Source organism: Pantoea sp. X-Soil-MYKO-1289 (assembly GCF_059730625.1).
Window position 1 is genome coordinate 2,713,360 of sequence record NZ_AP036004.1, and the last position, 11,839, is coordinate 2,725,198.

At 54.2% G+C, this 11,839-nt stretch carries 12 protein-coding genes, 1 pseudogene and 1 riboswitch; of the genes and pseudogenes, 10 read left to right on the top strand and 3 right to left on the bottom strand.

The window, feature by feature from the left end:
• Positions 1 to 2: 2 nt before the first annotated feature.
• The 4 genes from AC6I7Z_RS13025 (at position 3) to AC6I7Z_RS13040 (ending at position 4,687) form a co-directional block, all read left to right on the top strand.
• On the top strand, positions 3 to 1,010 hold the full coding sequence (locus AC6I7Z_RS13025) for a Zn-dependent oxidoreductase (RefSeq protein ID WP_497814526.1): 1,008 nt from the start codon (positions 3 to 5) through the stop codon (positions 1,008 to 1,010).
• A gap of 81 nt (positions 1,011 to 1,091) precedes the next feature.
• Positions 1,092 to 2,375: an MFS transporter gene (locus tag AC6I7Z_RS13030; protein ID WP_497814527.1), complete on the top strand. Its 1,284-nt coding sequence runs from the start codon at positions 1,092 to 1,094 to the stop codon at positions 2,373 to 2,375.
• A gap of 64 nt (positions 2,376 to 2,439) precedes the next feature.
• Positions 2,440 to 3,900, top strand: a complete 1,461-nt coding sequence (locus tag AC6I7Z_RS13035; protein WP_497814528.1) for a mannitol dehydrogenase family protein — start codon at positions 2,440 to 2,442, stop codon at positions 3,898 to 3,900.
• A 100-nt stretch (positions 3,901 to 4,000) separates the two neighbouring features.
• Positions 4,001 to 4,687, top strand: a complete 687-nt coding sequence (locus AC6I7Z_RS13040) for a GntR family transcriptional regulator (protein WP_497814529.1) — start codon at positions 4,001 to 4,003, stop codon at positions 4,685 to 4,687.
• Positions 4,688 to 4,744: 57 nt separating this feature from the next.
• Here the strand turns inward: AC6I7Z_RS13040 and thiD are convergent, their stop codons facing one another.
• Both thiD and thiM read right to left on the bottom strand, forming a co-directional pair.
• Positions 4,745 to 5,545 carry a bifunctional hydroxymethylpyrimidine kinase/phosphomethylpyrimidine kinase gene (gene thiD, locus AC6I7Z_RS13045; RefSeq protein ID WP_497814530.1) on the bottom strand — a complete coding sequence of 267 codons (801 nt, stop codon included), beginning with the start codon at positions 5,543 to 5,545 and terminating at the stop codon, positions 4,745 to 4,747.
• Positions 5,542 to 6,336: a hydroxyethylthiazole kinase gene (gene thiM / locus AC6I7Z_RS13050; protein ID WP_497814531.1), complete on the bottom strand. Its 795-nt coding sequence runs from the start codon at positions 6,334 to 6,336 to the stop codon at positions 5,542 to 5,544. The genes thiD and thiM overlap by 4 nt, the downstream gene beginning before the upstream one ends.
• A 34-nt stretch (positions 6,337 to 6,370) precedes the next feature.
• A riboswitch (TPP riboswitch) is annotated at positions 6,371 to 6,467 on the bottom strand.
• A gap of 280 nt (positions 6,468 to 6,747) precedes the next feature.
• Between thiM and AC6I7Z_RS13055 the strand changes: the two genes are divergently transcribed.
• From AC6I7Z_RS13055 to AC6I7Z_RS13075, 5 genes are all read left to right on the top strand, one after another.
• Positions 6,748 to 7,293 (top strand): PAAR domain-containing protein, encoded by a 546-nt coding sequence (locus tag AC6I7Z_RS13055; protein WP_497814532.1) that lies wholly within the window; start codon positions 6,748 to 6,750, stop codon positions 7,291 to 7,293.
• A gap of 3 nt (positions 7,294 to 7,296) precedes the next feature.
• Positions 7,297 to 8,694 (top strand): PAAR domain-containing protein, encoded by a 1,398-nt coding sequence (locus AC6I7Z_RS13060; protein ID WP_497814533.1) that lies wholly within the window; start codon positions 7,297 to 7,299, stop codon positions 8,692 to 8,694.
• Positions 8,675 to 9,097, top strand: coding sequence for a hypothetical protein (locus tag AC6I7Z_RS13065; RefSeq protein WP_497814534.1), 423 nt, complete (start codon positions 8,675 to 8,677; stop codon positions 9,095 to 9,097). The genes AC6I7Z_RS13060 and AC6I7Z_RS13065 overlap by 20 nt, the downstream gene beginning before the upstream one ends.
• Before the next feature lie 420 nt (positions 9,098 to 9,517).
• The gene (locus AC6I7Z_RS13070) at positions 9,518 to 9,826 is read left to right on the top strand and encodes a hypothetical protein (RefSeq protein WP_497814535.1); all 309 of its coding nucleotides are present in this window, start codon (positions 9,518 to 9,520) and stop codon (positions 9,824 to 9,826) included.
• A 1-nt stretch (position 9,827) separates the two neighbouring features.
• Positions 9,828 to 10,214, top strand: coding sequence for a hypothetical protein (locus AC6I7Z_RS13075; protein WP_497814536.1), 387 nt, complete (start codon positions 9,828 to 9,830; stop codon positions 10,212 to 10,214).
• 49 nt (positions 10,215 to 10,263) lie between these two features.
• On the opposite strand, the pseudogene AC6I7Z_RS13080 reads toward AC6I7Z_RS13075, so the two are convergent.
• A pseudogene (locus AC6I7Z_RS13080) lies at positions 10,264 to 11,182 on the bottom strand (site-specific integrase).
• Positions 11,183 to 11,569: 387 nt separating this feature from the next.
• Between AC6I7Z_RS13080 and AC6I7Z_RS13085 the strand changes: the two are divergent.
• Entirely contained in the window at positions 11,570 to 11,767 is a 198-nt protein-coding gene (locus AC6I7Z_RS13085; RefSeq protein ID WP_497814537.1) for a hypothetical protein, read from the top strand.
• The last annotated feature ends 72 nt before the right edge of the window (positions 11,768 to 11,839 follow it).

Below are 11,839 nucleotides of genomic sequence, written 5' to 3' on the forward strand. Positions count from 1 at the left end.
TCATGAAAAGTGTCGTGATTGAACAACCTGGCGAGCTGGTGCTGGCGGAGCGTCCGCTGCCGACGCCCGCAGCGGGCGAAGTCCGCGTCAAGGTGAAATACGCCAGCATCTGCGGCTCTGACGTGCATATCTGGCACGGCCATAACCCTTTCGCGAAATATCCGCGCGTCATCGGCCACGAGTTTTTCGGCGTCATTGACGCGGTCGGCGACGAGGTCGACGCCAGCCGCATCGGCGAGCGAGTAGCGGTCGACCCCGTCGTGAGCTGCGGTAGCTGCTATCCCTGTTCGGTGGGCCGTCCTAACGTCTGCACCACGCTGAGCGTCATCGGCGTGCACCGCGACGGCGGCTTTAGCGAATATGCGGTTGCGCCGGCCGGTAACGCGCACCGGCTGCCGGCGGCGATCCCGGACAAGCTCGCCAGCATGGTAGAGCCTTTCACCATCGCAGCCAATATCACCGCGTTCCTGAAGCCGCAGCCGCAGGATGTGGCGCTGATCTACGGCGCCGGCCCGATGGGCCTGACGGCGATTCAGGTGCTGAAAGGCGTGTTTAAGGTGGCGCAGGTGCTGGTGGTGGATCGTCTGCCGGAACGTCTTGAGCTGGCGAAAGCCAACGGTGCGGATCGCGTCTTCAACAACGCCGAAGTGCCGCTGGCGGCCCAGCTGGAAGGGGTGCAGCCGACGCTGATTATCGACGCCGCCTGCCATCCCTCTATTCTGGCGGAAGCGGCGGCGCTCGCCTCGCCCGCCGCCCGTATCGGCCTGCTCGGCTTCTCCGGCGAGCCCTGCAGCATTACCCAACAAAGCCTGACCAGCAAAGAGCTGTCGCTGTTCACCTCGCGTCTTAACAGCCACCGCTTCCCGCAGGTGATTGACTGGCTGGAGCAGGGCCTGATCCAGCCGGAAAAACTGGTTACGCACTATTTTTCACTCGACGAAATCGAACGCGCGATGACGCTGTTCGAAAAAGACCCCCGTACCTGCTGCAAGGTCGTGCTGGCCATGTAGCTGTTGCCCTACCCTCACCGGGGATGCAGCCGGCGACGCGCTGCCGGCGTTATATCACTATAAAAAAGCGTTGGAGCCACTATGTTTAAAAATCTGCGCTGGACAATCGTACTGCTGTTGTTTCTTGTTTACATGATCAATTACCTCGATCGTGTCGCCCTCTCTCTGACCTTACCGCTGGTAGAAAAAGATCTGGCGATCAACGCCGAACAGTTCGGCATGATCTTCGGCAGCTTCTTCTTCGGCTATGCCCTGTTCAACTTCGTCGGCGGCGTCGCCACGGATCGCTTCGGCCCCAAAATCGTGCTCGGCATCGCGGTCGGCATGTGGTCGCTGTTCTGCGGCATGACCGCGCTGGCGACCGGCTTCTGGTCGATGCTGATCCTGCGCGTGCTGTTCGGCATGGCGGAAGGCCCTATTTGCGCCTCGGCCAACAAGGCGATTAACGGCTGGTTTCCGAAAAAACAGGCGGCGACCGCAATGGGCCTGCTGAGCGCCGGCTCGCCGCTGGGCGGCGCGATCGCCGGGCCGATTATCGGCTATCTCGCGCTCGCGTTCGGCTGGCGTCCGGCCTTCGTGATCATCTGCCTGATTGGCCTGGTGTGGATGGCGATCTGGCTGTTCGTTTCGGCGGATAACCCGGCGAAGAGCCGACACGTCTCTGCCGAGGAGCACGCGCTGGTCGATCGGCTGAAGGCCGAGCAGCCGGGCGAAGAGGCGGATCTGGCGCAGGCGTCGCACGGATTCGGCTACTATCTGCGTCAGCCGATTATCCTGGTCACCGCCTTCGCCTTCTTCTGCTACAACTACATTCTGTTCTTCTTCCTGAGCTGGTTCCCTGCCTATCTGGTGCAGGCGCACGGCCTGGATATTAAATCGATGTCGATCACCACCATGATCCCGTGGATTGTCGGCTTCGTCGGCCTGGCGCTCGGCGGCTGGATCTCAGACAAGATTTTCAATATTACCGGCAGGTTACTGCTCTCCCGTAAAATTGTGCTGGTGGTCTCACTGTTCGCCGCCGCCGTTTGTGTGGCGCTGGCGGGTACGGTAAAAGAGGTCAACTCTGCGGTTATGATGATGTCGATCTCTATCTTCTTCCTCTACATCACCGGCGCCATCTACTGGGCGATTATTCAGGACGTGGTGCACAAGAGCCGTGTCGGCAGCATTAGCGGCTTTATCCATCTGGTGGGCAGCCTGTCGGGCATTATCGGTCCGATTGTCACCGGCTTTATCGTGCAGCATACCGGCAAGTTCGACAGCGCCTTCGTGCTGGCAGGCGGCGTCGCTGCCGTCGGCGCCTTCCTGGTGCTGTTCGTTATCCGCAGCCCGAAAGCGAGCAAGAAGCCGATTTCGGCGTAAGCAGCAGGTTTTACATGACTGAACCACGGGGCGCAGGACGCCCCGTTTGCCATAAGGACGAACTATGTTAGAGATTGATCGCCTTCCCGCCGACGTGCAGCGCCCGCGCTACGATCGCAGCAAGCTGAAAACCCGCATGGTGCATATCGGCTTCGGCGCTTTTCACCGCGCGCACCAGGCGCTGTGCAGCGACAAGCTGGCGGAACAGGGCAGCGACTGGGGCTATTGTGAAGTTAACCTCAACAGCGGCGAGCTGATCCAGGCGCTGCGCCAGCAGGATCACCTCTATAGCCTGACGGAAATGGCCGACGATTCGCTCAACACGCGGATTATCGGCGTGATTACCTCGGCGCTGCACGGCAAAAGCGACGGCATCGAGGCGGTGATCGCCGCCATGAGCCAGCCGGACGTGGCGATTGTCTCGATGACGGTTACCGAGAAAGGCTACTGCCATCAACCCGCCAGCGGCGATCTCAACCCGGACCATCCCGATATTGTGCATGACCTGGCGCATCCCGAGCAGCCGCGCTCGCTGCCGGGCCTGATTCTGGCGGCGATACGTCGCCGTCGCGACGCGGGCCTGCCGCCCTTCAGCGTGATGTCCTGCGACAATATGCCGGAAAACGGCCACGTTACGCGCAATGTGATGGTGCAGCTGGCGCAGCGTCAGGATAGCGCGCTGGCGGACTATATCCAGCAGCATGTCACCTTCCCTTCCACCATGGTCGATCGCATCGTTCCGGCGATGACCGACGGCGCCTTTGCCCAGCTTGCCGAGCGTCTCGGCAGTCGCGATCCGGTTGCGGTGGAAGCGGAGCCGTTTTTCCAGTGGGTGATCGAGGATAATTTCGTCAGCGGCCGGCCCGCGTGGGAGCAGGCAGGCGCGGAGCTGGTTAAGGACGTGCTGCCGTTTGAGGAAATGAAGCTGCGTATGCTTAACGGCAGCCACTCGTTTCTGGCCTATCTCGGCTTTCTCTCTGGCTATGAGTACATCAGCGACTGCATGACGGACGCGAACCTGCGCACCGCCGCGCGCAGGCTGATGCTGGAGCAGCAGGCGCCGACGCTGCGCACCCAGGGCGTGGATCTCACCGCCTACGCCGACTCGCTGATCGCGCGCTATGAAAATCGCGCCATCAAGCACCGCACTTATCAGATAGCTACCGACGGCACGCAGAAGCTGCCGCAGCGTCTGCTCGACAGCGTGCGCTGGCATCTGCGCAACGGCAGCAACTGCGATCTGCTGCTGTTGGGCGTCGCCGGCTGGATGCGCTATGTCGGCGGCGTGGACGAGCAAGGCGCGCCGATCGAGATCCGCGATCCGCTGAAGGCGGAACTGGCGGCGCGCGTGGCGGCCAGCGACGAAGGCGAAGCGCGCGTGAAGGCGCTGCTGGGCATGAAAGCGGTATTTGGCGAGGATCTGGCGCAGAATGCGCAGGTGGTCGCGACGCTGACGCGCTTCTGGCTGCAGCTGCGCGAGCACGGCGCGCGCGCCACGGTGGCGCAGGTGGTCAACTCGCTGTAATTGTTCAGTATCAAAAGCACTGGCGCAGTCGCAGCGCGCTGATTAGACTGACACTTTCCCAACGGGCTGGCTGCGGCCAGCCGTAATACGGATATGCCGCATGTCAATCGCCTATACCATTACCACCAGCGAACCGGTTAACCAGCAGATTTATCGTTATCTGCGTAAGGATATCGTGACCTGCGTCATTCAGCCGGGTTCGCTGCTGTCAGAGAAAGAAGTGTCGGCCCGGTTCAACGTGTCGCGTCAGCCGGTGCGCGAAGCCTTTATCAAGCTGGCGGAAGCGGGTCTGGTGCAGGTGTTGCCGCAGCGCGGCACCTTCGTGCGTAAAATCTCCGCGCGTCGCGTCGCGGACGGCCGCTTTATTCGCGAAGCGGTAGAGGTTTCGGTCGTGCGCCGCGCCGCGCAGGAGATTGAGCCCGTGGCGCTGATGGCGCTGGAGCACAACCTTCAGCTGCAGAAGATGGCGGCGGAACGCCACGACAGCCAGGCGTTTCTCAGCCTCGACGATGAGTTTCACCGTCTGATCGCCGAAAGCATCCACTGCGCGCTGGCGTGGGAGACGGTGGAAAATATCAAAGCGGCGATGGACCGGGTGCGCTTTCTGACGCTGAGCGAGGTCTCGCCGCCGGAAAGCCTGATTGAGCAGCATGAAGAGATCCTGTCGGCACTGAAGGCGCATGATGCCGACGCCGCCGAGGCGGCGATGCGTCGTCATTTGCAGGAGATGATTTTCTCTATTACCCCTATCGCCGAGCGCAACAGTGAGTGGTTCGAGTCGCTGTAACCCGCTCTGAACATCCCTGATAAGGCCAGCGCTGCTGGCCTTTGCTCTTTCTGAGATTTACCACCAGCGATGAAAATGGTGCACCGGCCCGATGCCGTTGCCTACTTCCAGCGTATCGGCCTCGATCAGCGCCTGCTGCAGCCAGCTTTTCGCCTCGCGCAGCGTGTTGGCCCAGCTCTCATGACGCGGGCGCAGCGCGGCCAGCGCGGCGGAGAGCGAGCAGCCGGTGCCGTGAGTATGACGCGTATTGACGCGCGGTGCGGTAAAACGTTCGGCTCCGTTGCTCGTCATCAACCAGTCCGGACTTTCGCTGTCGCCAAGATGGCCGCCTTTCATCAGCACCGCCTGACAGCCGAGCGCCAGCAGCGCTTCGCCCTGCCCGAGCATCGCCTCTTCACTGCGCGCTGGCGCGCAGTCGAGTAGCGCTGCCGCCTCCGGCAGATTGGGCGTGATTAACGATACCTGCGGCAGCAGCAGCTCGCGCACGCTGGCGATAGCGTCGGGCGACAGCAAGGGATCGCCGCTTTTCGCCACCATCACCGTGTCCAGCACCACGTAAGGGATAGCGGCTCGCTTCAGCTTTTCCGCTACGATCTGCACGATGGCGGTTTCCGACAGCATGCCAATTTTCGCCGTGTCGATGCGCACGTCGCTCAGCACCGAATCGAGCTGTGCGCCGACAAACTCAGGCTCTATGCGGTAAACCGACTGTACGCCGCGGGTGTTCTGCGCCACCAGCGCGGTGATAACGCTGGTGCCATAGGCCGCGAGCGCTGAGAAGGCTTTGAGATCGGCCTGGATCCCTGCGCCGCCGCTGGGATCGGTACCGGCAATCGTCAGCGCGTTGATACGTTTCATGGGCGCGCCTCCTGTGCCAGCTGCCACAGGGCATCGATAAACAGCGTGGCGAAGCTGCCGGGCGCGGCGGTCTGGGCGGCGGCGCGTTCGCCCGCCAGCGTCATAACGCGGCAGGCGCTGGCGACATTATCCCGCCTGTCACCCGGCAGGCTGCAAAAGGCGGCGACCACGGCGGAGAGCGCGCAGCCGGTGCCGACCACGCGCGTCATCAGCGCGCTGCCGCCAGCGATGATCAGCGTTTTATGGCCGTCGGTGACGTAATCGACCTCGCCGCTGATCGCCACCAGCGTCTGATGCTTTTGCGCCAGCTCGCGCGCCGCCTCCAGCGCCGCCTCCGCCTGATGCTGCGAATCTACGCCGCGCCCGCCCGCGCCCTGCTGCGCCAGCGCAAGAATTTCAGACGCGTTGCCGCGCACCGCGGCAGGCCGTAGCGCAAGAAGCTGCTGGCAGAATTCACTGCGCAGGCGCAGCGCCCCGACCGCCACCGGATCGAGCACCCAGGGCTTTTGCGCCGCGTTAGCGGCCTGCACCGCTGCCAGCATGGCGTCGCGGCGATCGCGGGTCAGAGTGCCGACGTTGATCAGCAACGCGTCGGCCACAGCGGCGAACTGCGCGGCCTCATCGGGATCGATGACCATAGCAGGCGAAGCGTTGAGCGCCAGCAAGACGTTGGCGGTGACGTTCTGCACCACGTCGTTGGTCATGCAGTGCACCAGCGGCTGGCGCTGAACGAAGCGGACGAGAACGGGCGCGAAGTGCGCGTCGGAAAAGCGTTGAGGTTGGCGGATCATTATTACTCCCAACCGGCGAGCAAGAAGGCGAATGCGGTCAGGCATCTGACTTCCCTACGCTGGCATTATCCAGATCAGGTAATACGGGTATTTCTCAGCCTTCACAAAGAAGGGCACCCCGAGTCATGAGTACAAAACAGATTACTCGCTGGCAGATTAGGGGAAGTGGCATGCCGATTCAAGCTCGCATCTACGGTTATTACTTCTTTACTTAAAAAAGGTCTAAACAAGCTAATTTGCATGTTTTTCTAAAGAGGCAAGGCATTAAACCTGAGCAGGAGTCTTAGCAAATATATTCAAGAACTAATAAAGGTCTGTTGTGAGCCTTTTCACGATCTAAATGCGCACACGGCTCCTTTTTGCGATAGCTGAAACCATTTACCTGGTCTCAATTGGTCCTGATGCCTGTTGATGATAGAGAGAACTTTTATAAAATATCCGCTCAAATTATTTCCACAAAAAGTAAATGGAATTATGAAACAGTACACGAACGAAATCACGTCAACGCTTATCAATGTCCTGAAAAATCCCTTCCCCGCTGAACGCTGGGCTAATGCAGACGCTGAAGAGCTTCAGGCTCTGAACTCCTGTGTTGAAGAAATGAAAGACCGCTCATTGCTGCGGATTTGGCGTTTCGCTACTACTGGCGCAGTAACCCGTGACGGAGGGAGGATTGAGCATGGCAGCGCCAGCGATACCTTTGCCCTCAGTGATGGGATCAAAGTAAGCCGTGCAATGGTGGGCGATTACGTTGTTTATCCAGATGCAACAAAAGCCAGAATTGTCAGCGGTTCAGGTTCAGCAAACACCTGCAAGGGTGTCTCTTACGCGCTGGTGGGCAGTCTGATTGATAACGGCGATGTAATTGTCAGTACCCCGCAAGATTTGGCGTTTCTCTGTCAATGGGATAACAGCCCTGCAATGCCAGTCGATTTCCTTACTCCACCAGGAGAATAAAGGATGGCAACGGGCTACTGGATTGTGAAAGGTGACAAAACAAGCTGCGGTGGAACGGTTCTTGAAGGCACTAGAAAAAAAACTTTTGCCGGTAATTACGCAGCCCTGAACGGTCATAAGGTTTCATGCGGCAAGCATCCTGGCGTTTTTCATGTCGCAGGTGGGCATCCAGGAGATATCGTAGACACTGTGCATGTCGCAAGCACGCTGTACAGTCGTTCAACCTGCCCTTGCAGGGCTCGTTTTATCCCTTCCCAGACCTGGGCATGGCATGGTCCATATCAGGATCTCCCTGTAAAAGCTGCCCCGGTTGTTACGAAAGCTGCCCCCGACCCCGTTCAGGAGCCTGAGCAACATGCCCAGGCAGCTAAAAAAGAGAGACAGGAACAAACAAAATCACAAAAATCAAAACGCGAGCCCGTCGACGCTGGATTTTGTGTTCTTCCTTATGGCGCGGAAACGAGAGCCTATGAACCCTGGTTATTCGAAAGCGAACCGCCAGCAGGCACGCGCGAGCTTTATCGCTTACTGAACGGCGCAGGTCAGGAGTATAAGGCTGGTTCAATTCTGCTTTTGGTCGATCCTGATAAGCAGGAGAGCGAACAGATTGAGCATATGCAGCAAGCAAAAGCGCGAGTTGACGCAGCCCTTGAGCCGCTGACACATGAAGAGGCTAATTTTCTGCACAAACATTACGCCACCATTGCCAACTTCTCTAACATTGCAGATAAAGGCATTGGTCTGGCAGCTGAACCAGTAGGAAAGTACTTTGAGGGCATTGAAAAAGTTCTCAAAGAAATTCAGGAGACCTATAAAAACACCTATCTGACACGTGGTGCGCTAATTGGTGAGCAGTTCTATATCAGGCGCGCGCAGTTATTCAAAGAGCTTGAAACCTTGCTAAAGGTTGGCTTCCTGAATAAAGCAATGAAACTGGGCCAATATAATAAGATAAAAAATGCGCTTGGCCTTTCTACCAGTTCGATTACTCACAGATGGAATGAGACAGGGATCAGTGATATCGAGGGCTATGCTACTCACATTGAACGGGCAGCGAAATACGTAAAAGCAATGCGTTACACTGGTTATCTAGGCATTGGTTTTAGCGGACTCCATTCTCTTAACGAAATTCAAGAGGCATGTTCTGTTGGTCGCGAAGCTGAATGTACCAAGAAAAAGTATACTGAGATAGGTAGTTTTGCTTTGGGTACAGGTGGCGGTGTTCTCGCTGGTGCCGGGGCAATACCATTATGCGTCGCAATCGGCGTTGGTACTGCTGGTGTTGGCGGGCTTGTTTGTACCGTTATTGCAGGTGTTGGTTTAGGGTACGCTGGTAGCACAGTGGGGAGTGCTGTTGGGGAATTAGGCGGAGAACAGTTGTATGACGTTTTCGGCAATTAATTTTCTGATGATACATCGAGTTGAAATCGCTGGGATCTTTTTGATTCTCGGAATAATTAATTATATTTTTTACGTGATTTATGACAAATTCTCCAGGGGAAAATTCATGACTCTTTGCTCGCTATTTGTCGATAAATTTGGAGCAAGACCAGCAGAAGTTTTAATTTATCAGGATGGTGGGGTCTTTTTCTCGTTTATGCGTGATGCATTCTTTATTAAAGCATTATATTTTAAAGAAAACTCATTCCATACGCGAGGAATGAATAATGAACAAATACGTTTCATAAAAGAGCTTCCTAATCAGTACACCGATTGGTTACGTATAAAAGTGCGATTTTCCATCGTTGGCGTTATCTTTTTATTCATGATGCTAGCAATTTTCTACTTACCATTATTCATTTGATGGCGATAAAAGTAACCTGGATTTACACTTGGCTATTTTATTCACTCCCAATCAACACCATCAATTAAATAATAAATTAAGAGTAAGTTAAATATATGTAAACAGCCCTAAGTGATTCTCTTGGCCTACGATCTGCTGTAGGTGCAGATTCTTTTTCATCCAACCAGTCATCGCCGAAGAGCTGGAGCTATGAGGAATGGAATACTGTAACCACCGTTGTCCATAATCATCCAGATACGGGATACCAGGCTAATTACGCAGATCAGCGAACACGTTGCCTGTTTTTGTCATGCAGTTCAATCACTCATAAATGGAATGAGACAGGGATCAGTGATATTGAAGGTTACGCAACGCATATCGAGCGAGCGGCTAAATATACTAAGGCGATGCGTTATACTGGTTACGTTGGAATAGCGTTTAGTGCGGTTTCACTCAATCAATGAGATAAATGAGGCTTGTTCAACTGGTCGCAAAGCTGAATGTACTAAGAAAAAATATACTGAGATTGGTAGTTTCACCGGAGGTCTTGCTGGCGGATATGCCGGAGGTGCTATTGGTGTGGGTATCTGCTCTTTAGTTTTAGGTGTTACAACAATAGAGGTTGGCGGGGCTGGCGCATTAGCCTGTGGTGTAATACTTGGGAGTGGTGGTGGTGTCCTTGCTGGTGAATACTTCTCAGACAAAGGCGAAGGCTGTGGTGAGATGATTTATAACTTGGTAGGTAAATAGCGTGAATATTACATCTGCTACTTTATTCGTGCTCTTTATGGTTTCTACAATCATAACCTATGGGTATTCTGCATTAAAAAACAAGCATCATATTATATTATGTGAGGTTTTTCGCGAGCGATTTGGATTTCTACCGAATGGAGTAATACTTGCTCAGGCAGGGGGGATTTTTTTTACATTCCAAAAAGATTTTTATTTCCTCCTCCCTCTTATTGTAAAAAAAGGTAGTTTCATAGTTAGAGGTATGAACTCAGACCATTATGATTTCATCAAAACTTTACCCAATGAAATGACATCATGGTTAAAAGTTAAGTTCACATTGTTTTTGATAACTACTATTTTACTCCTTTCAAATGTCGCTGCCTCTTATCTATTTATCAAAGCGTGACAAAAAAAGCCAAATATATTTTTATTTGGCTTCTTCTCATTCTAACAGTTTACTCCCAGTCTAACCCATCAATCACATAATAAACTGATGATAAAGGAAATGTATGTAAATATCGTTTAGTGATCCCGCCGCTCTTTTCATGACCTACCGTTTGCTGGAGGTGTAATTTATTTTTCACCCAACCAGCAATTGCAGAAGAACAGAAGCTGTGACGGATGGAATGCAGTAACCGTCGTTGTCGGTAATCATCCAAATACGGAATACCAGGCTGATCACGCAGATCAGCAAACACTTTGCCGATCTTCGTCATGTTCGATCCAGCCACTTCTGAAAAAATCCTTTGTTTCCACTGACGAACAACGTATTCCATGAAACCCCATTCGATTAACTTAGGGTGGCACGTCATCACAATCTGTTAATTGCTGAGTCGTCATTGAACGATATGGCTGAACAACGCGCTCAGGGAGGTTTTCAACGACTTCCATCACCTGCTTAATGTCTTGTTTGGTAATCGTAGTTATATCGGTAGCAGCACCAAGGACAATCATCAGCACTTCTATAAAGCGCTCATTTGCCATTGAGATTGATTTCGTCCAGTTGTGTCCTTTTTCGTCTTTGTACATCGCCCACGCATCCGAGAGGGTTAGCACTTTTTCCGTTTCGGCTGGCGGTGGAATTTCCACGATTTCAGCAGGAACAATTATCTGCTGGTGAGGTAAAAGTGGATTTCTCGCAGCCTTGCGTTCTGACAAAATCAGATTTGATAAATACGCTTCAAACTCTGGGATCGGGGTTGCTAAAGATTTAACAAATGAGAAGTGCGGAAGGATGCTAACCATCAAAGCAGATGCTTCGCGGTAGCTGTCAGTAGAGAGTGACTTTTTATGTGACTGCCCATCAGATAAGCGGATCTGAATGTAACAAATGCCGTACCTCTTAAAGGTGCCAGGGTATGATGTGAACCTCATGGACAAACCCTTTTCCTCAAGTGCATTACGCACGAATAAAAGAGTCCTTCTCATAATAAGCAGGCCAAATTTCGGCCTCCTACGCAGTCATTACCCCATCAGGTATTACGAATATTTCTCTTCCTTCAGGCGGCAGGGCACCCCGAGTCAAAGGTCAGGCAAATCGCCTACGAGAACCACCTGGCGCAGGCATGACACCTACCCCTTTAGAGGTAGTACCAGTTAGCGCGATTTAGCGTGATCTCGATCAACCCCTGATGTTCTAAAAAAAGACCTAATGCTGCGGGTTTTATTTTTGATCAGCTATGCAATGACACCAGCCGGAATCACTAAAAAGATACTTCATCGCGTTACGTACCCTCAACTCACCGCCATCAGGGACGCACCATGACGTTTTTTCAGCTTATCCCCCACCGCCACCGCTGGCAGGATATTCATATCTCACGCGCCAACGCCATCGCGCCGAACGGCAGATGCTATTTTTCCACCTTTATTTCCGCCCGCTGCCGAACCTGCGATGAAATAATTCATCGCGTCTATTACCGCGATATCAGTGACGCGCAGGCGCGCCGTTGGTTGGGCTAGACAATGCGCTACTGGGTGACGCTTTTCGCAACAACATGTTAGGCTGATGTTACCTGATGCAGATAACAGACG